The sequence below is a fragment of the Paraburkholderia sp. RL18-085-BIA-A genome (assembly GCF_046027075.1).
Classification (GTDB): domain Bacteria; phylum Pseudomonadota; class Gammaproteobacteria; order Burkholderiales; family Burkholderiaceae; genus Paraburkholderia.
The window spans coordinates 1-24,883 of the sequence record NZ_JARESU010000122.1 but is presented as its reverse complement, the minus strand read 5'-3'; the positions used below and the strand labels follow the sequence as shown (position 1 = coordinate 24,883).

General features: G+C 65.1%; 21 protein-coding genes. 9 read left to right on the top strand and 12 right to left on the bottom strand.

The annotated features are described in order from the left end of the window. The first annotated feature begins 568 nt into the window (after positions 1 to 568). Together P0D89_RS41340 and galU are read left to right on the top strand one after the other, a co-directional pair. Positions 569 to 3,448 (top strand): valine--tRNA ligase, encoded by a 2,880-nt coding sequence (locus tag P0D89_RS41340; protein ID WP_408367110.1) that lies wholly within the window; start codon positions 569 to 571, stop codon positions 3,446 to 3,448. 73 nt (positions 3,449 to 3,521) lie between these two features. Beyond that, positions 3,522 to 4,403, top strand: a complete 882-nt coding sequence (gene galU / locus P0D89_RS41335) for a UTP--glucose-1-phosphate uridylyltransferase GalU (RefSeq protein WP_408367112.1) — start codon at positions 3,522 to 3,524, stop codon at positions 4,401 to 4,403. Positions 4,404 to 4,531: 128 nt separating this feature from the next. On the opposite strand, the gene P0D89_RS41330 is transcribed toward galU, so the two are convergent. The 4 genes from P0D89_RS41330 to P0D89_RS41315 form a co-directional block, all read right to left on the bottom strand. Further along, a complete protein-coding gene (locus P0D89_RS41330; protein WP_075301700.1) occupies positions 4,532 to 4,759 on the bottom strand; it encodes a sulfurtransferase TusA family protein in 228 nt (75 codons plus the stop codon). A 138-nt stretch (positions 4,760 to 4,897) separates the two neighbouring features. Beyond that, complete coding sequence (locus tag P0D89_RS41325) at positions 4,898 to 5,938, bottom strand: Gfo/Idh/MocA family oxidoreductase (RefSeq protein WP_408367126.1); 1,041 nt, start codon at positions 5,936 to 5,938, stop codon at positions 4,898 to 4,900. Further along, positions 5,938 to 6,954, bottom strand: coding sequence for an inositol 2-dehydrogenase (gene iolG, locus P0D89_RS41320; RefSeq protein WP_408367114.1), 1,017 nt, complete (start codon positions 6,952 to 6,954; stop codon positions 5,938 to 5,940). The genes P0D89_RS41325 and iolG overlap by 1 nt, the downstream gene beginning before the upstream one ends. Continuing rightward, complete coding sequence (locus tag P0D89_RS41315; RefSeq protein ID WP_408367116.1) at positions 6,947 to 7,828, bottom strand: MurR/RpiR family transcriptional regulator; 882 nt, start codon at positions 7,826 to 7,828, stop codon at positions 6,947 to 6,949. The genes iolG and P0D89_RS41315 overlap by 8 nt, the downstream gene beginning before the upstream one ends. 276 nt (positions 7,829 to 8,104) lie before the next feature. Between P0D89_RS41315 and P0D89_RS41310 the strand changes: the two genes are divergently transcribed. The 7 genes from P0D89_RS41310 (at position 8,105) to iolB (ending at position 17,181) form a co-directional block, all read left to right on the top strand. After that, positions 8,105 to 9,151: a sugar ABC transporter substrate-binding protein gene (locus tag P0D89_RS41310; RefSeq protein ID WP_408367118.1), complete on the top strand. Its 1,047-nt coding sequence runs from the start codon at positions 8,105 to 8,107 to the stop codon at positions 9,149 to 9,151. 186 nt (positions 9,152 to 9,337) lie between these two features. Then, entirely contained in the window at positions 9,338 to 10,522 is a 1,185-nt protein-coding gene (locus P0D89_RS41305; protein ID WP_408367120.1) for an ABC transporter permease, read from the top strand. Positions 10,523 to 10,537: 15 nt separating this feature from the next. Then, on the top strand, positions 10,538 to 11,344 hold the full coding sequence (locus P0D89_RS41300) for an ATP-binding cassette domain-containing protein (RefSeq protein ID WP_408367122.1): 807 nt from the start codon (positions 10,538 to 10,540) through the stop codon (positions 11,342 to 11,344). Between the two features lie 66 nt (positions 11,345 to 11,410). Then, positions 11,411 to 13,468, top strand: a complete 2,058-nt coding sequence (locus P0D89_RS41295; protein ID WP_408365007.1) for a bifunctional 5-dehydro-2-deoxygluconokinase/5-dehydro-2-deoxyphosphogluconate aldolase — start codon at positions 11,411 to 11,413, stop codon at positions 13,466 to 13,468. After that, positions 13,465 to 15,447: a 3D-(3,5/4)-trihydroxycyclohexane-1,2-dione acylhydrolase (decyclizing) gene (gene iolD, locus P0D89_RS41290; RefSeq protein WP_408378432.1), complete on the top strand. Its 1,983-nt coding sequence runs from the start codon at positions 13,465 to 13,467 to the stop codon at positions 15,445 to 15,447. Before P0D89_RS41295 ends, iolD begins: the two co-directional genes overlap by 4 nt. A gap of 10 nt (positions 15,448 to 15,457) precedes the next feature. After that, positions 15,458 to 16,384: a myo-inosose-2 dehydratase gene (gene iolE, locus P0D89_RS41285; protein WP_408365011.1), complete on the top strand. Its 927-nt coding sequence runs from the start codon at positions 15,458 to 15,460 to the stop codon at positions 16,382 to 16,384. Then, positions 16,381 to 17,181, top strand: coding sequence for a 5-deoxy-glucuronate isomerase (iolB, locus tag P0D89_RS41280; RefSeq protein ID WP_408365013.1), 801 nt, complete (start codon positions 16,381 to 16,383; stop codon positions 17,179 to 17,181). Before iolE ends, iolB begins: the two co-directional genes overlap by 4 nt. A gap of 121 nt (positions 17,182 to 17,302) precedes the next feature. Here iolB and P0D89_RS41275 read toward each other — a convergent pair whose 3' ends face one another. The 8 genes from P0D89_RS41275 to P0D89_RS41240 all read right to left on the bottom strand — a co-directional run bounded on the left by P0D89_RS41275 (position 17,303) and on the right by P0D89_RS41240 (position 24,804). Further along, the gene (locus tag P0D89_RS41275; protein ID WP_408365015.1) at positions 17,303 to 18,016 is read right to left on the bottom strand and encodes an ABC transporter ATP-binding protein; all 714 of its coding nucleotides are present in this window, start codon (positions 18,014 to 18,016) and stop codon (positions 17,303 to 17,305) included. Then, positions 18,013 to 18,777: an ABC transporter ATP-binding protein gene (locus P0D89_RS41270; RefSeq protein ID WP_408365017.1), complete on the bottom strand. Its 765-nt coding sequence runs from the start codon at positions 18,775 to 18,777 to the stop codon at positions 18,013 to 18,015. Before P0D89_RS41270 ends, P0D89_RS41275 begins: the two co-directional genes overlap by 4 nt. Next, positions 18,774 to 20,111, bottom strand: coding sequence for a branched-chain amino acid ABC transporter permease (locus P0D89_RS41265; RefSeq protein ID WP_408365019.1), 1,338 nt, complete (start codon positions 20,109 to 20,111; stop codon positions 18,774 to 18,776). Before P0D89_RS41265 ends, P0D89_RS41270 begins: the two co-directional genes overlap by 4 nt. Then, positions 20,104 to 21,042: a branched-chain amino acid ABC transporter permease gene (locus P0D89_RS41260; protein WP_408365021.1), complete on the bottom strand. Its 939-nt coding sequence runs from the start codon at positions 21,040 to 21,042 to the stop codon at positions 20,104 to 20,106. The genes P0D89_RS41265 and P0D89_RS41260 overlap by 8 nt, the downstream gene beginning before the upstream one ends. A 4-nt stretch (positions 21,043 to 21,046) precedes the next feature. Further along, on the bottom strand, positions 21,047 to 21,496 hold the full coding sequence (locus P0D89_RS41255; RefSeq protein ID WP_408365023.1) for an acyl-CoA thioesterase: 450 nt from the start codon (positions 21,494 to 21,496) through the stop codon (positions 21,047 to 21,049). Between the two features lie 34 nt (positions 21,497 to 21,530). Then, positions 21,531 to 22,679: a 4-hydroxybutyrate dehydrogenase gene (gene gbd, locus P0D89_RS41250; protein WP_408365025.1), complete on the bottom strand. Its 1,149-nt coding sequence runs from the start codon at positions 22,677 to 22,679 to the stop codon at positions 21,531 to 21,533. Between the two features lie 164 nt (positions 22,680 to 22,843). Beyond that, the gene (locus P0D89_RS41245) at positions 22,844 to 23,374 is read right to left on the bottom strand and encodes an NUDIX domain-containing protein (protein WP_408365027.1); all 531 of its coding nucleotides are present in this window, start codon (positions 23,372 to 23,374) and stop codon (positions 22,844 to 22,846) included. 398 nt (positions 23,375 to 23,772) lie between these two features. After that, on the bottom strand, positions 23,773 to 24,804 hold the full coding sequence (locus P0D89_RS41240) for a threonine aldolase family protein (protein WP_408365029.1): 1,032 nt from the start codon (positions 24,802 to 24,804) through the stop codon (positions 23,773 to 23,775). Positions 24,805 to 24,883: the final 79 nt, after the last annotated feature.

Genomic DNA, 24,883 nt, shown 5'->3' with positions numbered 1-24,883 from the left:
AGACGACGCGAAGCCTGGGTTTGACCAGTTCGCGCTTTTCGCCCCGGAGTTCCGGCAATGGCACTTCGTTCCTGCGATTGAAATCATGGCGCGTTGCGCTGCGGCGAGCGCCCGTCATTAGCGTCAGCATGTTTGCATATCCATTCGAGCGCGGCGCAGTGCGCGTCGAGATAGAACCGCAGCGGGTGCCGTCCGGTTCCCGCAAAGCGCCCGCAAATTCCCCACTGGCTCCCCACGGAACCTGTTTCCGCGGACGCCGGAACCGGGTCACCAGTTGGAAGCCTTGCCTGGTAAGGGTTATAGGAAACACGGGGTTACCAGTATGTTGCCCCTCTGCGGGGCAACACTAACAGACCACCGTGAACTCAATGAAAGGCCAACACCATAAGAACACCGGCGCAACGCCAATAGACCACCGCAACTTCAAAGAAAGCCCACCCCCGAAAAAAACACACCGGAAAGCGCCCCACACCCAAACCCACCGGGCACCGCGCAGCACCCAAAAACCCTCCCCACCCCCGCCCCGCTTATAATCGACCATTCTTTGCATTTACCAGCCGAACGACACATGAGCGAGACCCCGAGCGACATCACCTCAACGCTTGCCAAAAGCTTCGAGCCCCACACCATCGAAGCCCACTGGGGCCCTGAATGGGAAAAGCGCGCCTACGCGGCGCCCTCCTTCGACGAAAACCGCAAGGATTTCTCCATCCAGTTGCCGCCGCCGAACGTCACGGGCACCCTGCACATGGGCCATGCGTTCAACCAGACCATCATGGACGGCCTCACCCGCTATCACCGCATGCTCGGCGAAAACACGCTGTGGGTGCCGGGCACGGACCACGCGGGGATCGCCACGCAGATCGTCGTCGAACGGCAGCTGGACGCGCAGGGCGTGTCGCGCCACGACCTCGGCCGCGAGAAGTTCGTCGAACGCGTGTGGGAATGGAAACAGGAGTCCGGCTCGACCATCACGAACCAGGTGCGCCGTTTGGGAGCGTCGATCGACTGGTCGCGCGAATACTTCACGATGGACGACAAGATGTCGGCCGCCGTGCGCGACGTGTTCGTGCGTCTGTATGAACAGGGCCTGATCTATCGCGGCAAGCGTCTCGTCAACTGGGACCCGGTGCTGCTCACCGCCGTGTCCGACCTCGAAGTGGTCAGCGAGGAAGAAAACGGCCACCTCTGGCACATCCAATATCCGCTCACCGACGGCTCGGGCCATCTGACGGTCGCCACCACGCGGCCGGAAACCATGCTCGGCGACACCGCCGTGATGGTTCACCCGGAAGACGAGCGCTACGCGCATCTGATCGGCAAGACGGTCACGCTGCCGCTGTCGAACCGCGAAGTGCCGATCATCGCCGACGACTACGTCGACCGCGAATTCGGCACGGGCGTCGTGAAGGTCACGCCCGCGCACGACTTCAACGACTATCAGGTCGGCCTGCGCCACAAGCTGCCGCAAATCGAAATCCTCACGCTTGACGCGAAAATCAACGGCAACGCGCCGGAGAAATATCGCGGCCTCGATCGTTTCGAAGCGCGCAAGCAGGTGGTGGCCGACCTCGAAGCGCTTGGCGCGCTCGAATCGGTCAAGCCGCACAAGCTGATGGTGCCGCGCGGCGACCGCACGGGCGTCGTGATCGAGCCGATGCTGACGGACCAGTGGTTCGTCGCAATGAGCAAGCCGGCGCCGGAAGGCACCTTCAATCCGGGCAAATCGATCGCCGAAACCGCGCTAGACGTGGTGCGCAGCGGCGAGATCAGGTTCGTGCCGGAAAACTGGACCACCACCTACTACCAGTGGCTCGAGAACATCCAGGACTGGTGCATCTCGCGCCAGCTCTGGTGGGGCCATCAGATTCCGGCGTGGTACGGCGAAGACGGCGAAATCTTCGTCGCGAAGACCGAAGAGGACGCGCGCGCGAAGGCCACCGCAGCCGGCTACACGGGTGCGCTCAAGCGCGACGAAGACGTGCTCGACACGTGGTTCTCGTCGGCGCTGGTGCCGTTCTCGTCGCTCGGCTGGCCGAACGAAACGCCGGAGCTGGAGCACTTCATGCCGTCGTCGGTGCTGGTCACCGGCTTCGACATCATCTTCTTCTGGGTCGCGCGCATGGTCATGATGACCACGCACTTCACCGGCCGCGTGCCGTTCGACACCGTCTACGTGCACGGTCTGGTGCGCGACGCCGAAGGCCAGAAGATGTCGAAGAGCAAGGGCAATACGCTCGACCCGATCGATATCGTCGACGGCATCGACCTCGACGCGCTGGTCGCCAAGCGCACCACCGGCCTGATGAATCCGAAGCAGGCCGCGTCGATCGAAAAGAAAACCCGCAAGGAATTCCCCGACGGCATTCCCGCGTTCGGCACCGACGCGCTGCGCTTCACGATGGCGTCGATGGCCACGCTCGGGCGCAACGTCAACTTCGACCTCGCGCGCTGCGAAGGCTATCGCAACTTTTGCAACAAGCTGTGGAACGCCACGCGTTTCGTGCTGATGAACTGCGAGGGCCACGATTGCGGCTTCGGCAAGCCAGAACAGTGCGGCGAATGCGGTCCGGACGGGCATCTGCATTTCTCGTCGGCGGACCGCTGGATCGTGTCGCGCCTGCAACGCGTTGAAGCGGAAATTTCCAAGGGCTTTTCCGACTATCGTTTCGACAATGTCGCCAACGCCCTATACAAGTTCGTCTGGGACGAATACTGTGACTGGTATCTCGAACTCGCCAAGGTGCAGATCCAGACGGGCGAGCCGAACCAGCAGCGCGCCACGCGCCGCACGCTGCTGCGCGTGCTCGAAACGGTGCTGCGCCTGGCGCATCCGGTGATACCGTTCATCACCGAAGCGCTGTGGCAGAAAGTGGCGCCGCTGGCCGGACGTTATCCCTCGGGCGCGGCCGAGGGCGAGGCATCCATCATGGTGCAGCCGTACCCCATCGCCGAGCCGGCGAAGCTCGACGAAGAGGCTGAACAGTGGGCGGCCGACCTGAAAGCGGTGATCGATGCGTGCCGCAATCTGCGCGGCGAAATGAATCTGTCGCCGGCTGTCAAGGTGCCGCTGCTCGCCACCGGCAACGCGGAGCGCCTGCGCACCTTTGCTCCGTACGCCCAGGCATTGGCCCGGCTGTCGGAAGTGCAGATCATCGCCGACGAAGCCGCGCTCGATGCACAGGCGGATGGCGCGCCGATTGCTATCGTAGGCAGTGATAAGCTCGTGCTGAAGGTGGAGATCGATGTAGCGGTTGAACGTGAGCGTTTGTCGAAGGAAATTGCGCGGCTCGGCAACGAAGTCATCAAATGCAACGCAAAACTGCAGAATGAAAGTTTCGTTGCCAAGGCGCCGCCGGCAGTCGTTGAGCAGGAGCAGAAGAGGCTTGCCGAATTCGAGGCCACGGTGGGCAAGCTGAAAGCCCAATTGGCCCGCTTGCCGGCCTGATCGACGCTCCCTGCCCGCCGTTGAACCGGCGGGCAGGGACTGAAAGCTAAACCAGAGGACTCAGGGTATTCAAATGCTAAAAGTTACAAAGGCGGTATTTCCGGTGGCAGGTCTCGGCACCCGGTTCCTCCCGGCCACGAAGGCAAGCCCGAAAGAAATGCTGCCGATCGTCGACAAGCCACTGATCCAGTACGCGGTCGAAGAAGCAATGGCGGCCGGCATCACCGAAATGATCTTCGTCACGGGCCGCAGCAAGCGCGCGATCGAAGATCACTTCGACAAATCCTATGAGATCGAGGCCGAACTGGAAGCGCGCGGCAAGGACAAGCTGCTCGAACTGGTCCGCAGCATCAAGCCGAGCCACGTCGACTGCTTCTACGTGCGCCAACCGGAAGCGCTGGGCCTCGGCCACGCGGTGCTCTGCGCGGAAAAGCTGGTCGGCGACAACCCGTTCGCCGTGATTCTCGCGGACGACCTGCTATACGGCACGCCGCCCGTGATGACGCAGATGATCGAGGTGTTCGACCACTATCACAGCTCGGTGATCGGCGTCGAAGAAATCCCGCCGAAGGAGACCAGGTCATACGGGATCGTCGACGGCAAGGAGTGGGAAGATTCGATCATCAAGATGTCGGGCATCATCGAAAAGCCGGAGCCTGACGTGGCGCCGTCGAATCTCGGCGTCGTGGGCCGCTACGTGCTCAAGCCGCGCATCTTCAACCACATCCGCTCGATCAAGCCGGGCGCGGGCGGCGAATTGCAACTGACGGACGCAATCCAGTCGCTGCTCGCCGACGAACAGGTGCTGGCGTACAAGTATCACGGCACGCGTTTCGATTGCGGCAGCAAGCTCGGTTATCTGAAGGCCACGGTCGAATTCGCGCTGCGTCACCCGGAAGTGGCCGCCGATTTCGAAGAATATCTGCGCACCCGCTCACCGGTTCTGGAAGGCTGAACGGCGCTCGTGCGCGAGCCTTGCGGTCGCATCCGCATCGAACCGAAGTAAAAAAAGGCGCTGTGTCCCGCATTTGCGGGCACAGCGCCTTTTTGTGTGGGGCGCGCGTTGTGGCCGGCTGCCGCTCGTCAGCGGCGCCTCATCAGGAACGTGAAAACCTTGTCTTGCGCCGAGCTTTCGACGATTTCATTGCCGGTTTGCTTCGCAAACGCGGCGAAATCGCGCTGCGAGCCCGGATCGGTGGCCAGCACCTTGAGGATCTGGCCGCTTTCCATGTCGGCGAGCGCCTTCTTGGCGCGCAAAATGGGCAGCGGGCACATCAGCCCGCGCGCATCGACTTCCTTGTGAATCTGAATTTGCATCGACGATGACCTTCGGGACGAGGCGTCATGAGCGACGCCGGACAGAGGGTCAAATTCTACAGCAGGCGCCGCGCCGCCGCCGGACACGAGGCGGCAGGGCCGGTTCGCACGCGCCATGAGAGACTCACGCCGCTATAGCGTGACCGCCTGCCCGCTTTGCAGCGACTGCCGCAACGCAATGCCGATGCGCGTCGCTTCGAGCGCGTCGGCGAGCGTCGCGCCCGCTTGCGCATGGGCTGGCGCCCCGCCCTGCACCGCCGCGACGAACGCGCGCGCCTCGTGCAGGAACGCGTCTTCGAAACGGTCGAAGAAGCTCGGCGTGCATTCGTTGCGAATCCCGGTGGCGTCGTATATCTCGACGCGATTCGCGCGCGGATTGTGGCCGATCGCGAGCGCGCCAGCCGTGCCGATCACTTCGCTCTGCGTGTCGTTGCCATGCGCCTGCGTGCGCGACGCGTAGAACATCGCCAGCTTGCCGCCTTCGAACTCGCAGATCGCCACACCGTTGTCGACGTCTCCGGATTCGCGCAAGCCCTCGTGCAGCGCGACCGCGCCCGCCGCGAACACGCGCGTCGCGCGCGGCTTGCCGAGCAGCCAGCGGGCCACGTCGATATCGTGCACGGTGCAATCGAGAAAGATGCCGCCCGAGGTGGCCGCGAAGCGCACGAAGAAACCGTCGGTGTCGTTCTGGTCGGTGGTCTGCGAGCGCACGAGGAACGGTCTGCCGATCCGGCCTGCCGCGATCTTGTCGAACGCGTCCTTGTAGCTCGGATCGAAGCGGCGCATAAAGCCGATCGTCACCTGCAGATGCGGATAGCGCGCGGCTTCGGCCAGCACGCGCTCGCACTCGGCGAGGTCGAGCGACAACGGCTTCTCGCAGAACACGTGCTTGCCGGCGCGCAGTGCGTCGATGATCTGCTGCGCGTGCAACGACGACGGCGTGACGAGCCACACCGCATCCACGCCGGGATCGGCGAGCAGGTCAGCGTAATCGCCATACAGACGCGGCTCGGGCAATGCGTCGCGCGCCCACGCCCGCTCGTCTTCCAGCGGACTGCAGGCGGCCGCGAGCGCGGCGCCCGGCACGCGATACGCGAGATTCTCCGCATGCCGCTTGCCGAGCCGGCCCAGGCCAACCACACCGACACGCACGCGCCCCGCTGCCGCGATCATCACGATGCCTCGCCGAGTTTGACCGCGCGGCCCTCGCGCCACGAACGGGTCGCGGCATCGGCGAGTTCAAGCGCTTTCAGGCCGTCGGCCACGGTGGTGCGCACCGGCTTGCCCTGCGTGACCGCGTCGAAGAAATGCGCGATTTCGAGCGCGTAGGCCGCGCGATACCGTTCGAGGAAAAACGCCTCGGGCACGTCGGTCGACACTTCGGTTCTCGAATACGCGGTCACTTCGGTCGGCCGCACGTTACCCGCCTGCAGCATGCCGGTGTTACCGAGCACTTCGAAACGCTGGTCGTAGCCGTAGGCGGCGCGGCGCGCGGTATTGATCTGGCACAGCCGGCCGCGCCTGGTGCGGATCGTCACGGCAGTCGAATCGATGTCGCCCGCCTCCGCGATCGCGGGGTCGCTCAGGCAACTGCCGGTGGCGTGCAGCGTGTCGGCTTCGTCGTCGAGAATCCAGCGGAAGATGTCGAAGTCGTGAATCAGCATGTCCTTGAAGATGCCGCCCGAGTGCCGGATGTACTCGACCGGCGGCGCGCCCGGATCGCGGCTCGTCACCACCAGCATTTCCGGCGTGCCGATCTCGCCCGCGTCGATACGCGCCTTCAACGCGGAGAAAGTCGGATCGAAACGGCGCTGAAAACCGATCATGCAAACCACGCCCGCGCGCTCCACCGCATCGGCGCACACCTGCGCGCGCTCCAGCGTCAGATCGACCGGCTTCTCGCAGAACACATGCTTCTTTTGCGCCGCTGATTTGACGATCAGGTCCGCATGCGTATCCGTGCTCGAACAGATCACGGTCGCGCCGATCGCGGCGTCGCCCATCGCGCCGTCGATATCCGCGACCTGCGCGCCATGCTCGGCGGCGAGCGCCGCGGCGGCCTCGCGATTCACATCGACCACGTACTTGAGCCGCACGCCCGGATGCCGCGCGAGATTCGCCGCATGAATCCTGCCGATGCGCCCCGCGCCGAATACCGCCACATCGATCGTCTTTACCGCGTCAGTCATCGTATCCTCCAGTGTCTTTGGATTCTTCAACGTTCAATTCGAGCTTGTACGCGAGCGCGATGAACAACGCCTGGCACAAGCAGATCGTGCTGGTCAGCGAGCGGAATGCGAACGCGCTGCCCTCTTTCACATACAGCTGGGTGGTCGCGTAACGCGACAGCGGAGATAGTTGGCTATCCGTAATAACCAGCGTCTTCGCCTGATGATGATGGGCAACGCGCAGGCAGTACTGCGTTTCCTTGCCATACGGCGCGAAGCTGATCGCGATCACTACGTCGCCCTTCTTCACGCTGCGAATCTGCTCGCGGTACATGCCGCCGAAACCGGACACGAGATGCACGCGCTTGGGCGTGTGCTGCAACGCGTAGACGATGTAGCTCGCCACCGGGAAGGAACGCCTCACGCCGATCACGTAGATGTTGTCGGCCTGCTGGAGCATCTTCACCGCGGCGTCGAACTGCTTGTCGTCGAGCCCTGCTTCGAGTTCTTCGAGGCCGCCGCGCGAGGCCGCGATGAATTCGCGCGCCACCGCGCCGCCCGACAATGCGCCCGGCTTCTCGTCGATCAGCTTGCGAATCCTCTGCTGATAACTCGGCGACGACGCGCCCTGCCCCGTGTACGCCTGGCGAAACAGCGCCTGCAGATCGGAGAAGCCGGAAAAGCCGAAGCGTTGCGCAAACCGCACCACGGCGGACGGATGCACGCCGCAGCTCGCGGCGATGTCGCTGGTGCGATCCACCATCACGCTGGAGCGGTTCTGCTCGATGTAGGTCGCGACGTTCTTCAACTGCCGCGGCAACGCCTCGTAGTTTTCCGCGATGCGCTGCATCAATTCTTCGACGCTCGGCAGTTCTTCGGTGCTCGGTTCCGCCATGGCTTTCTCTCTAGTGCTTTATTGCAATGCGGCAACCGCTTGCCGGGCAGCGCCGCACGACCTTCCGACGCTGCCGATTATAGGCAGCGTTCGTGCCAAATGGAACGTATTTTCCATTTTTATTTGTCGTGAAATTTTCATTGCAACGCCTTGGAAGATGACCTAATCTTGGTCGTGAGCGATGGTGCTTCGGTGGAGATGCGCCGGCCAGTATGCGGATCGAAAGCCGCCGCCAGACGCTCCCCTCAATAACGACAGACCGAGAAAGGTGGAGACATGAGACTTTGCAAGGGCAAGGCTACGCTCAGGATTCTGGTGACGGCATTGACGTTGGCGACGGGATTCGGCGCGGCCTCGGCCGCCCGCGCGGCCGACGCCCACTTCGTGCTGATCAGCCACGCGCCGGATTCGGACTCGTGGTGGAACACCATCAAGAACGCCATCAAACAGGCCGACGAGGACTTCAACGTCACGACCGACTACCGCAATCCGCCGAACGGCGACATCGCCGATATGGCGCGTCTGGTCGAACAGGCCGCCGCGCGCAACTACGACGGTGTGATCGTCTCGATCGCCGACTTCGACGTGCTCAAGAGTTCGATCTCCAAGGTCACCGAGAAACACATTCCGCTCGTCACGATCAACTCCGGCACCGAGGAGCAAAGCGCGAAGCTCGGCGCGATCATGCACGTCGGACAGCCTGAATACGCCGCCGGCAAGGCGGCGGGCGAGAAAGCGAAGGCGGCGGGCATCAAGTCCTTCCTGTGCGTGAACCACTACGCGACCAACCCGGCTTCGTTCGAACGCTGCCGTGGCTTTGCCGAGGCGATCGGCGTCGACTTCAAGACTTCGACCCTCGACGCCGGCCAGGATCCTACGGGCGTGCAGTCCAAGGTGAGCGCCTTTCTGCGCAATCATCCGGACACCCAGGCGGTGCTCACGCTCGGGCCGCTGTCGGCCGATCCGACGCTCAAGGCGCTGCAACAGATGGGCCTCGCGGGCAAGATCTGGTTCGCCACGTTCGACTTCGACAGCGACATTGCGAAGGGCATCCAGGACGGCACGATCCAGTTCGCGATCGACCAGCAACCGTACTTGCAGGGCTATATCCCGGTCGCCGTGCTCGCCATCGTGAAGAAGAACCACACCACCGATCCGGTCAAAATCCGCGAGATGCTGCAGGCCAATCCGAAATTCAAGGAACGGCTTGCCACCTACGGGCTCGCCCCCTCTTATGGGCCGCGCAATATCGGCTCGGGCCCGGGCTTCATCACGAAAGCCAATGTCGACAAGGTGCTCAAGTACGCAGGTCAATACCGCTAGGCAACGCATCGGCTGATGGCGCCGCCGCGATGGCGGCTAGCATGAAACAGGTGGGGACCGGCCAGATGCCTCTGGTCTAGCCGGCACTCGCCCGTTCACCTGCTTTACGTACCGCATTTACCTGCTTCAAACGCCGCGCGGGTTTGCGTCGACCAGCCGCCCGCTGGCGTATCAAGGAGAGCTTCAATGGGTGTCGCCAACCTTTTCCAACCCCATCACCGCAAGCAGCCCCCGTCCGATCCGCAGGATCCGTCGGGGCCGGCTTCAGCCACGCCGCCCGTTGCCGCCGACGAGCGCGTGCGCCGGGAATCGTGGTTCCGGCATCTGCTCAATCGCCCGGAATTCGCAGCACTAGCCGGCACCGCGATGGTGTTCATCGTGTTCGGCGTGGCGGCCGGCAACTCGGGGATGTTCAACCTCGACGGCATCATGAACTGGTCGCAAGTCGCGGCCTATCTGGGTCTGATCTCGGTCGGCGCCTGCGTGCTGATGATCGCCGGCGAATTCGATCTGTCGATCGGCTCGATGATCGGCTTTGCCGGCATGATGGTGGCGCTGCCGACCATGTATTTCCACTGGCCGATCTGGCTCGCCATCGTGTTCGCGTTCGTCGGCTCGATGCTGCTCGGCGCGCTCAACGGCTATCTGGTGATGCGGACGCGGCTGCCGTCGTTCATCGTCACGCTCGCCTTCCTGTTCATCCTGCGCGGACTCACGCTGGCGCTGTCGGTGATGTTCGCCGATCGCACGATCATCTCCGGCGTCGGCGACGTCGCGCGGCAGGACTGGCTGGCGCATACGCTGTTCCAGGGGGTCGCGTTCCGGGGCCTGTTCGCGTGGCTGGGTCATATCGGCCTCGTGAAAATGCTCGACAACGGCATGCCGCTCGTGCCGGGTATTCCTAAAGTGCTGCTGTGGTGGCTCGCGCTTGCTGTCGTCTGCGCATTCACGCTGGCGAGAACCCGCTTCGGCAACTGGATCTTCGCCGTCGGCGGCGACGCCAACGCGGCCAAGAACGTCGGCGTGCCGGTGCGGCGCGTGAAAATCTCGCTGTTCGTGCTGACCGCGTTCTGTTCGTGTCTGTATGCGGTGCTGCAAGTGTGCGACATCGGTTCGGCCGCGGCCGACCGCGGTTTGCAGGCGGAATTCGAAGCGATCATCGCCGCGGTGATCGGCGGCACGCTCCTCACCGGCGGCTACGGCTCGGTGGTCGGCGCATGCTTTGGCGCGCTGATCTTCGGTGTGGTGCAAATCGGCATCACCTACACCAATGTCGACTCGGACTGGTTCCGGGTGTTCCTTGGCGTCATGCTGCTGTTCGCCGTGCTGTTCAACCACTACGTGCGCAGCCGCGTCGCGGCGTCTCGCTAAGACAAGGAGTTCATGATGACCGCCCTCGAACAGACCGAAGACGACTACATCCTGTCGCTCGAAAACGTCAGCCGCTATTTCGGCAACATCATTGCGCTCAAGGACATCACGCTCAAGCTCAAACGCGGTGAAGTGCATTGCCTGCTCGGCGACAACGGCGCCGGCAAGTCGACCCTGATCAAGACGCTCGCAGGCGTGTACCAGCCGAGCGAAGGCATCTACCGGGTGGACGGCAAGCCGGTGCGTTTCACGTCGCCGAAAGACGCGCTCGATATCGGCATCGCGACCGTCTATCAGGATCTGGCGCTGGTGCCGCTGCTGTCGGTCGCGCGTAACTTCTTCATGGGGCGCGAGCCGCAAAAGAAACTGTTCGGTTTCCTGAACGTAATGGACCTCGAAACCAGCGCCACGACCGCGCGCGACAAGCTCGCGGAAATGGGCATCAACGTGCGCGACCCGCATCAGCCGATCGGCACCATGTCCGGCGGCGAGAAGCAGTGCCTCGCGATTGCGCGCGCAATCCACTTCGGCGCGCGCGTGCTGATTCTCGACGAGCCGACCGCCGCGCTCGGCGTGAAGCAGAGCTTCAACGTGCTGAAGCTGATCCACAAGGCGCGCGCCAAAGGCATCTCGGTGATCTTCATCACGCACAACGTGCACCACGCGTATCCGATCGGCGATTCGTTCACGCTGCTCAATCGCGGCAAATCGCTCGGCACGTTCACCAAGGACACCATCAGCAAGGACGAGGTGCTCGACATGATGGCCGGCGGCGCCGAAATGCAGAAGATGATCGGCGAACTCGAAGGCGCGACGATCTGATCGATTCGCGCGGTTGCCCGGCACCTGGCGTGCCGGGCAACCGCGCTCAGCTATTCAGGGGTATTCATGGATCACTCCAGCACATCCAGCGGGACCACGCCGCCCTCGGCTCAGGCTTCGGCTTCGGCGGCCGGCGGACGGTTCGCGCCGGGCCGCAGCCGCGACATCGTGTGCCTCGGCCGCCTCGCCGTCGATCTGTACGCGCAGCAGGTCGGCGCGCGGCTCGAAGACGTGTCGAGCTTCGCGAAGTATCTCGGCGGTTCGTCGGCGAACATCGCGTTCGGCTGCGCGCGGCTCGGGCTCGCGTCGGCAATGCTCGCGCGCGTCGGCAACGACCACATGGGCCGCTTCCTCACCGAAACGCTGATCAAAGAGGGTTGCGACGTCAGCCATGTGCGGGTCGATCAAGAGCGCCTGACCGCGCTGGTGCTGCTCGGCCTGAAGGACCGCGACACCTTCCCGCTGATCTTCTACCGCGAAAACTGCGCCGACATGGCCGTCGACGAAGCGGATTTCGACGAGGCGTTCATCGCGTCGTCGAAGGCGCTGCTGATTACCGGCACGCACTTCTCCACCGAACAGGTGAACCGCACGAGCCGCCGCGCGCTCGAGTACGCGCGCCGCAATCAGGTGCGCACGGTGCTCGATATCGACTACCGCCCGGTGTTGTGGGGACTCACGGGCAAGGCGGACGGCGAAACGCGCTTTGTCGCGAGCGAGGGCGTCAGCGCGCATTTGCAGCGCATCCTGCCGCTGTTCGATCTGGTGATCGGCACTGAAGAGGAGTTTCGCATCGCCGGTGGCAAGACCGAACTGGTCGATGCGCTCGCGATGGTGCGCGCGGTCACGCCTGCCACGCTGGTGCTCAAGCGCGGGCCGCTGGGCTGCCAGATCATCGACGGCAAGGTCCCTGCTTCGCTCGACGATGCGCCGATTCACGGCGGCGTGGAAGTCGAAGTGCTGAACGTGCTCGGCGCGGGCGACGCGTTCGCGTCGGGCTTCCTGTCCGGCTGGCTGCGCGATCAGCCGCTGGAAGCCTGCGCGCGCGCCGCGAACGCGAGCGGCGCGCTGGTCGTGTCGCGGCACGGCTGCGCGCCGGCCATGCCGACACCGGCCGAACTCGACTACTTCCTGCGCGAAGCCAAAGCCGATCCGCAACGGATGCGCCGCCCCGATCGCGACGCGACGCTCGCGCGCCTGCACCGCGTGTCGCCCGCGCGCAAACCGTGGCGAGAAGTGCTCGGTTTCGCGTTCGATCATCGCAACCAGTTCTTCGAACTCGCGCAGCAAACCGGCGCGGACGAAGCCCGCATCGCGCGCCTGAAAGGTCTGTTCGTCGAGGCCGTCGCACAGACCGAGAGCGCGCTGGGCTTGCAAGGCCGTATCGGCGTGCTGATCGATGACCGCTACGGTCAGGATGCGTTGAACGCCGCCACCGGCCGTGGCTGGTGGATCGGCCGACCGGTCGAGTTGCCGGGCTCGGTGCCGCTGGTGTTCGATCACGGCCGCTCGATCGGCACGTCGCTGATCGCGTGGCCGCAGGAGCATGTCGCCAAATGTCTCGTGCAATTCCATCCCGACGAGCCCATCGAACAGCGGCTCGAACAGGAAGCCCAGTTGCGCGCGCTCTACGACGCGACGCAGGCCAGCGGCCATGAGTTGCTGCTCGAAGTCATTCCGCCGAAGCACGCGCATCTGCCGCAAGCGCCGGACATCGTGTATCGCGCGTTGAAGCGCCTGTACAACATCGGCATCTATCCGGAGTGGTGGAAGCTCGAACCGATGGACGCCGCGCAATGGCGGGCCGTCGACGCACTGATCGCCGAACGTGATCGGTATTGCCGGGGCGTGGTGCTGCTCGGTTTGTCGGCGGGTGTCGACCAGTTGAACGAGGGCTTTCGCGCGGCCGCGCAATCGGCCACGTGCCGTGGCTTCACCGTAGGCCGCACGATCTTCCACGAACCGAGCCATGCGTGGCTCGCCGGAGAAATCGGCGACGACGAACTGATCGCGCGCGTGCGCCATACCTTCGAAACGCTGATCGCGTCATGGCGGGCAACGCGTGGCGCGAGCGACGCGCAAGCCGGCACATCGAATCATGTTCATCAGGAGCAGGCGGCATGAATCAGCGCGTAATGCATCACGACGCGGTATCCGCGAACGACGCCACCCAGACACGCACGCCATCGTCAGGCGCGATCCGCCTGACGACCGCGCAGGCGCTGGTGCGCTATCTAGCGGCGCAACGCGTGACGTGCGAAGACGGCAGCGGCACCGAGCCGCTGTTCGGCGGCGTGTTCGCCATCTTCGGTCACGGCAATGTCGCGGGGATGGGCGAAGCGCTGTATCAGCATCGCGATGAGCTGCCCACGCTGCGCGCCCACAACGAACAGGCGATGGCGCACAGCGCGATCGCGTATGCGAAGGCGCATTTCCGCCGCCGCATGATGGCGGTCACGACATCGATCGGACCCGGCGCCACCAATCTGCTGACCGCCGCGGCGCTCGCGCATGTGAACCGACTGCCGGTGCTGCTGCTGCCCGGCGATATCTTCGTGTCGCGCGCGCCCGATCCGGTGCTGCAGCAGGTCGAGGATTTCAACGATGGCGGCGTGTCCGCCAACGACGCGTTCAAACCTGTGTCGCGCTACTTCGACCGCATCGTGCACCCGGCGCAATTGCTGAGCGCGCTGCCGCGCGCGCTGCGCGTGCTGACCGACGCCGCGTTGTGCGGACCGGTCACGCTCGCGTTGCCGCAAGACGTGCAAGCCCAGGCATGGGACTTCCCCGCCGATTTCTTCGCGCCGCGCGTGGTCCGCTTTCATGCGCCCGCGCCGCGCGTCGACGAGATCGACGCTGCCTGTGCACGTTTGCGGCACGCGAAGCGTCCGCTGATCGTCGCCGGCGGTGGCGTGCTGTACAGCCGCGCGACCGATGCATTGCACCGCTTCGCGACCACCCACGGCGTCCCGGTCGCGGAGACGCAGGCCGGCAAAAGCTCGCTCGCATGGAACGACCCGCTGAATGCGGGCGGGTTGGGCGTGACCGGCTCGCCGGCCGCGAACGCGCTCGCGCACGACGCGGACTGCGTGCTCGCGATCGGCACCCGCCTGCAGGACTTCACCACCGGCTCGAACACGCTGTTCACCCAGGCCGACGTGATCGCCATCAATGCCAATGCGTTCGACGGCCTCAAGCATCGCGCGCGGGTTGTCGAAGCGGACGCGCGGCTCGCGCTCGAAGCGCTCACCGAGCCGCTGCACGGCTGGCACGCGGAGCGTACGTGGACCGCGCGCGCGCACAAGCTAGCGGCCAGCTGGCGCGACACGGTGAGCACGCTCACGCATGCGCCGCAACGCGATGCAGTGCTGCCTTACGAGGGCGACGTGATTGGCGCGGTGCAGCGTTCGAGCGCGCGCTCCGCGACCGACGACATCGTCGTGTGCGCGGCCGGTACGCTGCCTGCCGAATTGCACAAGCTGTGGCGCGCTGGCAGACCGGGCGCGTATCACGTCGAATACGGCTATTCGTGCATGGGCTACGAGATTGCCGGTGGACTCGGCGTGAAACTCGCGCGGCCCGAACGCGACGTGATCGTGATCGTCGGCGACGGCAGCTATCTGATGATGAACAGCGAGATCGCGACCTCGGTGATGCTCGGCGCAAAGCTGATCGTCGTGGTGCTCGACAATCGCGGCTTCGGCTGTATCAACCGCTTGCAACAGGCGTGCGGCGGCGCGCCGTTCAACAACCTGCTGGAGAACTGCGTGCAAGGCCCGCTCGGCGCGCCACGCATCGACTTCGCCGCGCATGCTCGCGCGCTCGGCGCGCAAGCCGAACATGTCGCCAATGTCGCTGAACTCGAAGCCGCACTGCAACGCGCGCGCGCCGCGGATCGCACCTACGTGATCAGCATCGATACCGACCCCGCCCGCACCACTGACGACGGCGGCTGGTGGTGGGAAGTCGCCGTGCCGGAAGTCTCACCGCGCGACGCCGTACGCGACGCACGCGCGAAATACGAGGCGCAGCTCGCGGCGCGCGCCGCGCCGGCCGCGTCGGACGATCACACCCGCAACCCCGATCACCTCGATCACGAATGAGGACGCTCGCATGACTGCTTTCGACGTACGCATTGGCATCAACCCGTTGTCGTGGATGAACGACGATCTGCCGTCGCTGGGCGGCGAGACGCCGCTCGATGTGGCGCTGACGGAAGGCCGCCAGATCGGTTATCAGGGCTTCGAACTCGGCAACAAGTTTCCGCGCGAACCACAGGCGTTGAAGACGCTGCTCGCGCAATACGATCTCGCGCTGGTGTCCGGCTGGTATTCCGGACAGCTCGCTCGACGCAGCGTCGAAGACGAGATCGCATCGGTCGGCCCGCATCTCGAACTGCTCGCGCAAAACGGCGCGACGGCGATGGTGTACGGCGAAGTGGCCGATTCGATTCAGGGCGCGCCGCAGCCGCTTTATCAACGGCCGCGTTTTTTTAGCGACGCGCAATGGGCCGCGTACGCGGCGCGCGTCGACGAATTCGCGCGCTTTACGCTGAGCCGTGGCGTGCGGCTTGCGTATCATCATCACATGGGCGCGTACGTCGAGACACCCGCCGACGTCGATCAACTGATGGCGCGCACCAGCGACGCCGTCGGCCTGCTGTTCGACGCCGGGCATATCACGTTTGCCGGCGGCGATCCGCTCGCGGTGCTCGATAAACATATCGCGCGCGTGTGCCATGTGCATTGCAAGGACGTGCGCCCCGCCGTGATGAAGCTGGCGCGCAATAGCAACTGGAGTTTTCTCGACGCGGTGATCGCCGGCGCCTTCACCGTGCCCGGCGACGGCGCGGTGAATTTCCCGGCGATCATTGCCCGGCTGAAGCGGCACGGTTATAGCGGCTGGCTGGTGGTCGAAGCGGAACAGGACCCGGTGGTGGCGCCGTCGTTCGAGTACGCACAGAAAGGCTATATGACGTTGCGCGCGCTGGTCGATGCGCCGCTCGACGCTCCCGACAGAAACGTGCAGGAGGCAGCATGAGTTTATTGGTGAAGGCGCAGCGCGAAGGCCAGACAATCGCGCGAGTAACGCCGCAGTCCGCATGCTGGCGCTATGTGGGATTCGCCGCGTACCGGCTGGGCGAGAACGAAGTCGTGCATGTGTTCGAAGCATCGCGCGAGGTGTGCATCGTCGTGCTCACCGGCGCGATGGATATCGAAACCGCCGACACCACGTGGACCTCGCTCGGCTCGCGCGACAGCGTGTTCGAGGATGCCGCGCCGTATGCGGTGTATTTGCCGCCCAACGTGCGCGCGACGGTGCGCGCCCGCCGCGACGCCGAGATCGGCGTGGCGAGCGCGCCGGCCAAAGGCGAGTATCCGGCGCGGCTGATCGAGCCGGCTTCGATGAAGCGCTCCACGCGCGGCAAAGGACTGAATACGCGCTACGTATGCGATATTCTTCCGCAGACCGAGCCCGCCGAATCGCTGCTGGTCGTCGAAGTCAGAACGCCTGGCGGACACGCGTCGAGCTATCCGCCGCATAAGCACGACACCGACAACGTCCCGCACGAGAGTTCACTCGAAGAAACTTACTATCACCGGCTCGATCCGCCGCAGGGCTTCGCGTTTCAGCGCGTGTACACCGACATGCGCGACATCGACGAGTCGATGGCGGTGGAAGATCACGATGTCGTGATGGTGCCGCGCGGCTATCATCCGGTGGTCGTGCCGTATGGGTACGATTCGTACTATCTGAACGTGATGGCCGGTGGACAAAGGGTCTGGCATTTCCGCAACGATCCGGCGCATGAGTGGATCATTAATAAGGATGCTTGATTATTCGTCTTGCACGGCGCGCTTCGTGAGAACGCGCCGTGCAATGCTCCGCCCGTCGCGAAGTCGCGACGACAATCCGCCAGCGGCAATGCCATAGAAAGGCCAGGTTAAACAGCGCCGATCAGCCGACCCCCAACCACTCCCGCATCACGTCCGAGCGCGTCAGGAACGTCGCAATCCCGTCGTCGAACACGATCTCGCCATGCCCCATCACGGCGACCCGGCTCGCAATCTGCTGCGCGATCACGAGGCGCTGCTCGATCAGCAACATCGCCACGCCGCGCTCGCGCAGCATCCGCAGACACCCGGCCACCTGCTGCATCACGAGACTCGCGAGACCCTCGCCGGGCTCGTCGATCACCAGCAGATCGGGATCGCCGAGCAGCGCCCGCGCGAGCGACAGCATCTGCTGCTCGCCGCCCGACAGCGCACCGGCGCGCGTGCGCTTGCGTTCTCCCAGCACCGGAAAAAGCGTGTATGCGTCGTCGAAAGTGAAGCGCGGCGCGCGGCCGCGAGTCCGCGGCGCGACGCCGAGTTGCAGATTCTCGTGGACGCTCAGCGCCGGAAACACGTCGCGATGCTCGGGCACGTAGCCGAGTCCGAGCCGCGCGATCTCGAAGGTGCGCAGGCCGCTCAATGAGCGGCCTGCGAAGCGCAGTTCGCCCTCGCAGCGCACGAGGCCCATGATCGCGCGCGCGAGCGTCGAACGGCCGGAGCCGTTGCGCCCGACCAGCGCCAGCACTTCGCCGGGCTCGATACGCAGCGCAACGCCGTGCAGCGCCTGGCTCGCGCCGTACCACGCGTTCAGCGCGCGAATGTCGAGCAACGCGCTCATGTGCCCAACCCCACGCCGAATCCCGCGCCGAGATACGCGTCGCGCACGGCCGCATCCGCGCGAATCGCGGCCGGCGCGCCGCTCGCGATGACGCGCCCCTGCACCAGCACGGAAATCCGGTCGGCGATCGCGAACACCGCATCCATGTCGTGCTCGATCATCAGCAGCGTGCGGCCCGCGGTGGCCTCGCGAATCAGTTCGATCGCGCGCGCCGCTTCTGCGCGGTTCATGCCGGCGGTCGGCTCATCCAGCAGCAACGTATGCGCGCCGCCGGCGAGCGCGATGCCGAGATCGAGCGCGCGCTGCTCGGCATAGCTGAGTGTGCCGGCCCGCACGTCCCGGCGCGCGCTCAGGCACACTGCATCGAGCACCTGTTCGGCGCGGGTGTCGACCGTCTGCGAGCCGGCGAAACGCCGCCACCAGCGCGCGCGGTTGCGCTCGGCCAGCATCGCCGCGCAGCGCAGATTGTCGAACACGCTCAGGCGAGCGAACACACTGGTGCTCTGGAAGCTGCGCGCGAGGCCTCGACGCGTGATCGCAGCCGGCGCAAGGCGCGTGATCTCCGCGCCGAACAGGTCGATGCGCCCGGCGCTCGGCCGCGTGCCGCCGGCGATCAGATTGAACAGCGTGGACTTGCCCGCGCCGTTCGGGCCGATCAGTGCATGGCGCTCGCCGGGCTGGACCGAGAGATCGACGCCGCGCAGAATCCGCGTCGAACCGAAACGCTTTTCGATGCCATAGAGGGCGAGAGCTGGGATCATCGTGAATCCCCCGCTGTTCGCGTCGAGCTTGACCAACCGGCAACGCACGCCCGGGCGCGATTCGCGCAACGCGCGGCGACCGCACCCAACGAGGCCAGCAAAAAGACCACGACGCCGAGCCAAAGCGGCGGCATAGCCATTCCCATCAAGACACCCGCGACGCTGAAAACCGCGCCCTCGTCCGCGCCAAACTGCACGGCGTAAGCCCATTGCACCGCAAGCACGACCGCCGCGCACCACAACAACACGGCGACCGCGCCCCACAGATACACCGCGCGACACTGGCGCCAGCCATACGTTGCGAGGCGCCCCGTATGCCGCTCGACGAAACCCGCCAGCCCATCCGGCGACGCCACCACGACGACCACAAAGAACAGCCCCAGATAAAACAGCCACGCCCGCGTGACGCTCGCGACCACGACGCTGAAAAACGTCAGCACGATCGCCCCCGCCACCGGCCCGAAGAAGGCCGCCGTCCCGCCGATCACCGTAGCGATCAGCACCGCGCCCGAGCGCACCATGCCGACGCTTTCCGTCGACACCAGTTCGATATTGATCAGCCCCAGCGTCCCCGCAATGCCCGCGAAGAACGCCGACCACACCACCACGCCATAGCGCACGCGACGCGGATAGCAGCCGATCGCCGCGGCCCGCGCCGGGTTGTCGCGCACGGCGTTCGCAAGCCGCATGAACGGCGTGCGCGACAGCACGAACATCGCCGCACTCGCCAGCAGGCACCATAGCGCGATCAACGCGTAGGCCTCGCGTGCAGGGCCGAAGCTCCAACTGCCGAGCGGCGGCCCGTTCGTGCGATCGATCGCCACGCCCGCCGCGCCGCCGAACCAGTCGGGCAGAGCCCACGCGGCCGCCACCACGAGTTCGCCGAGGCCGAGCGTGATCATCGCGAATGCGGTGCCGGCGCGCCGCGTCGAGATAAAGCCGAACACCACGCCGCACAGCGCGCCGCCAAGGCCGCCGACCAGCGGCAGCAGCGCGAGCGGCACGCCGACGCGGTTGAACACCTGCGCGGCGGCCAGCGCGCCGAGCCCGGCGTAAGCGGCATGACCGAACGACAACAGTCCGGTTTCGCCCAGCAGCAGGTTGTATGAGAGCGCGAACACGATCATCGTCGCGCTCTGCGCGAGGTAGGCGAGCAGCCAGCTTTGCGGCCAGATGAACGGCGGCACGGCGAGGAACATCAGGAGCGCGAGCCACGGCGCGAGAGCGTGCCAAAGCGCGCGGGCCGGAGCCGCGGGCCGCGCGGACGTTGCCGGCGCCGAAGTCGACAGCGCCGACGTCGTGGACGATTCAGACGCCCCACCGCGCTTACGCATGATCGTCGTGCCGCCCGAACAGCCCGCGCGGGCGCAGCGCCAGCATCGCGACGAGCAGCAGATAGGGAATCAGCGGCGCGAGCTGCGCGAGCGTCAGCGCATCCCATTCGGGCGGCACCGATGCGCCCGCCATCGCCAGCACATCGCCCAGCGGCACGTCGCTCGCCACGGCCAGCGTCTGCACGCAGCCGACCAGCAGCGACGCCGCCAGCGCCCCGCTCAGCGAGCCGAGCCCGCCGATCACCACCACCACGAACACGATCGAGCCGAGCGACTCGGCCATCGCCGGCTCGATTACGAAGAGCGGCGCGCCGATCACGCCGGCCAGCGCGGCGAGCGCCGTGCCGGCCGCGAACACCCCGGTGAACACGCGCGGCACGTTGTGGCCGAGCGCTTCGACCGCGCTCGCGTGCGTAAGCGCGGCGCGCACGATCAGCCCCGCCTTCGACACGCGCAGCACCGCGTACAACACCGCCAGCATCGCCAGCGACACCGCCATCATGAACGCCCGATAGCGCGAGAAAGCCGCACCGTAAAGGGTGAACAACGAACCGTCGAGCACGGACGGCACTGTCGCGGAAAGCGGGTTCAGGCCCCAGCCGAGCTTGACCAGTTCGCCGAGCAGATACGCGGCGCCGAACGTCAGCAGCAATTCCGGCAAATGGCCGTGCACGCGCACGCGCCGCAACAGCCAGCGCTCCAACGCCGCGCCGAGCAGTCCGACGACGAGCGGCGCGATCACCAGCGCGCTCCAGAACCCGGCGCGCGCCGCCACCGAGAAGCCCACGTACGCACCCAGCATGTAGAAGCTCGCATGCGCGAAATTCAGCACGCCGAGCATGCTGAAGATCAACGTGAGACCAGCCGACAGCATGAACAGCAACAGGCCGTAGCTGACGCCGTTGAGCAGATTGATGACGAACGACTGCACGCGCCTATTCCGCCTGCACGGCGGCGCTCAGCGGTTCGAGCGCCGCGCGCAGATCGGCGGGCAGGTTCACGGGCCGGCGCGTGAGGCGGTCCACGTACACGTGCACGAAGTGCCCCTGCGCGGCGGGTTGGTCGTCGCCCTCCTTGAAGAGCCCCACTTCGTAGCGCACGCTAGACGTGCCCAGCCGCGCCACCCGCAAACCCGCTTCGACGCGTTCGGGAAACACCAGCGGCGCGAAGTAGCTGCAATGCGTTTCGACTACCAGCCCGATCGTCGCGCCGTGCTCGAAGTCGAGCACGCCCGCACGGACCAGATACTCGTTCACCACGGTGTCGAAATAGCTGTAGTAGACGACGTTGTTCACGTGGCCGTAGACGTCGTTGTCCATCCAGCGGGTGGTGATCGGCAGGAAATGCGGATACGCGGCGCGGGTGGCTGGGGCGGGTTTGTTCATGAGAGCGTGGGCGTTCGGCGGTTGGGCGGGGTCGTCAAAGCGATTCGGTCAGCATGCGGCGGTAGTCGTCGGCCGTGGCTTCGCGCGGATTCGTGCGATGACAATGGTCCGCGAGCGCGCCCTGCACGACCTTGTCGAACATGCTTTCGTCGACGCCCATCTGCTTGAGCCCCGTCGGCAGACTGAGCCGCGCGGTCATGTCGAACAGCGCCTGCGCGAGATCCGTGTGCTCCTGCAAATTCATCGCACGACGCATCCGCGCATACCGCCGCTCGGCGATCACGCTGGCGGCGCTCTCGTTGAAGCGCAGCACCGCGGGCAGCACGACCGCGTTCAGCGTGCCGTGATGCAGCGACGTGCGGCCGTTCACCTTCAGACCGCCCAATGGATGCGACAGCGAGTGCACGCAGCCGAGTCCCTTCTGGAACGCCATCGCGCCTTGCATCGACGCGCTCATCATGTTCAGGCGTGCTTCGCGATCGCTGCCGTCCGCGCAGGCGCGTTCGATGCTGGCCCACGCGCGCTCCAGCCCGTCCAGCGCGATGCCGTCGGCGGGCGGATTGAAGGCCGGCGCGAGGAAGGTTTCGATGCAATGCGCGATCGCATCCATGCCGGTCGCCGCGGTTAGGCCCGGCGGCAAGCCGAGCGTGAGGCCGGGGTCGCAGATCGCCGATTTCGGCAGCAGATGCCACGAGTGAAAGCCGAGCTTGCGGCCGTCGTTCAGAATTACGATCGCGCCGCGCGCGACTTCGCTGCCGGTGCCCGCCGTGGTGGGGATCGCGATCAGCGGCGCGACGGCGTCGGTGATCTTCGCGCTGCCGCCTTCGATGGTTGCGTACTGGGTCAACGGACCTTCGTGTGTGGCCGCAATTGCCACACCCTTCGCCAGATCGATCGACGAACCGCCGCCCACCGCGATCAACCCGTCGCAGCCTTCGTCGCGATACGTCTGCGCGGCCGCCAGCACCATTGCCTCGGTCGGGTTCGACGGGGTGTCGTCGAAAAGCGGCACGTCGCCGAGCTTCATTGCGTCAAGCGCGCGCTGGACGATGCCGGTCGCCACCACACCCTTGTCGCTGATCAGCAAAGGCCGCTTGATGCCGATCCGCGCGCATTCCGACGGCAGTTGCGACAAGGTGTCATAACCCAGATGGATGTGGGTCAGGTAGTAGATGTATGCCATGCGTTGCTCCTCCCCGAACGTGAACTCGTTGACCGGCGCATCGAGCGAGGCAGTGCGCAGTGGCTGGTGCGCGATGCGTCGATTGCAGCTCGTCGCGGGTTCGCTTCGCGCCGCGCTGGTTGCGTGGTTTTCTGCCTGGGTTGCTGCGTGGTTTGACGCTTCGCCTATTGCCCCGGCCGGTCGACGAATTCGAACGGCAAGCCGCGCCGCCGCATCCATTCGCCGAGCGCCTGGCCGGTACCCGCCCGCCACGGCCGCAATTTAGCCGGCTCGACCAGCCGATATTCGAGCAGCTCCGGCGACAGCGCGATCGTGCCGTACGCCTTCACGTGATACGCGATGATCAGCTCGTTCTTGCGGATGAACTCGTACACGCCGATCAGCTCGACCGTCTCCGCGTGCAGCGAAGTCTCTTCGAGCACCTCGCGGGCGATGCCCTGTTCCGGTGTCTCGCCGTTTTCGAGGAAACCGGTGATCAGCGCGAACATGCCCTCGGCCCACGCGGCGTTGCGTGCCAGCAGAATCTTGCCCTCATACTCGACGATCGCCGCCACCACCGGCAGCGGATTGTTCCAGTGGACGTAGCCGCATGCGGCGTCGGGACAGCTCTGGCGGATGCGGCCGCCTTCGTGCTCGGGATCGACGCGCTCGGCCAACGGCGTGGCGCAGCGTGGACAAAATCGGTATTCGGTCATGGCGTGGGGGACGTCTCGTTTGTTTCGTTTGTCTCGTCTGACTATGTTTTGCGCGCTGTTTTTTGTGTGGCCAGTGCGGTCATGCGTTATCGCGTTAGCGAGTGCTGAGTTTAGCGCGAGGGTCACGGCGGCGTGCGGCGCGCGGTTCTTGCATTCAGTTCATCCAGCAGGTTCAACGCTCGGGTTCACCATCAACGTACAACGTAGAAGTTAGCGTTTCTTCCAGCACCGGCACGGACGCCAGACTTGATTTGATCACCACCAGGTTTCGCGCGCTCGTTCAGGGCACGAGTCCGCCTCAAGCTAAACACGCCGCCTTCATCGCACTTCTTCGTAACCACCTCTTCCAGCAAGCGGTTTCGTCTCCGGCTTCAGCAACCCACCGCTGGTCAATCCATTCATGCCATACACAACTCACGCACTTCAGCGGCAAAACGCTCGACCGTTTCCGGCTGCGTGTCCCACGCGCACATCAGCCGGCAACCGCCCGCGCCGATGAACTCGTAGAACTTCCAGCCGCGCGCGCGCATCGCTTTCGCGGCCCGCGCGGGCATCTGCGCGAAGACGGCGTTCGATTCCCGCTCGAACATGATGCTCACGCCGGGAATTTCGCGCAACCGCGTTTGCAGCAGTTCCGCCATCGCATTCGCATGACGCGCATTGCGCAACCAGACGTCGTTATCGAGCAGACCGAGCCACGGCGCCGAAATAAAGCGCATTTTCGAAGCCAGTTGACCCGCCTGCTTCAGACGGTAAGCGAAATCGTCAGCGAGCGCGCGGTCGAAGAACACCACCGCCTCACCCACCGGCAAGCCGTTCTTGGTGCCGCCGAAACACAGCACGTCGACGCCCGCGCGCCACGTGATCTCCGACGGATGCACGTCCAGCGCCGCCACCGCGTTCGCGAAACGCGCGCCGTCCATATGCACTTTCAGATGACGCCGCTTGGCGATAGCCGCGATCGCCCGCACTTCCTCGACGCTGTAGACGGTGCCGACTTCCGTCGATTGCGTCAGCGTGACGACCTTCGGCTTCGGGTAGTGAATATCGGCGCGGCGCGTGACGACCGCTTCGATCGCGTCCGGCGTAAGCTTGCCGCCGACGCCCGGCGCGGTCAGCAACTTGGAGCCGCCCGAGAAGAATTCGGGGCCGCCGCATTCGTCGGTTTCGATGTGCGCGAGTTCGTGGCAGATCACCGAGTGGTACGACTGGCACAGCGACGCGAGCGCCAGCGAATTGGCCGCCGTGCCGTTGAACACGAAGAAGACTTCGCAGTCGGTCTGGAACAGTTCGCGCAGACGGTCGCATACCTGATTGGTCCAGGAGTCGTCGCCGTAGGCCGGCTCGTGGCCGCTGTTGTTGGCGGCGATCAGCGCGTCGAGCGCTTCGGGGCAGATGCCGGCGTAGTTGTCGGACGCGAAATGTTGCATGGTGGCGATGCGCCGGTCACGGGCGCGCGTAATGACGGAAAGCGGTCATTTTAGTGCGCTTGCGCGTTATTTGTTGCGG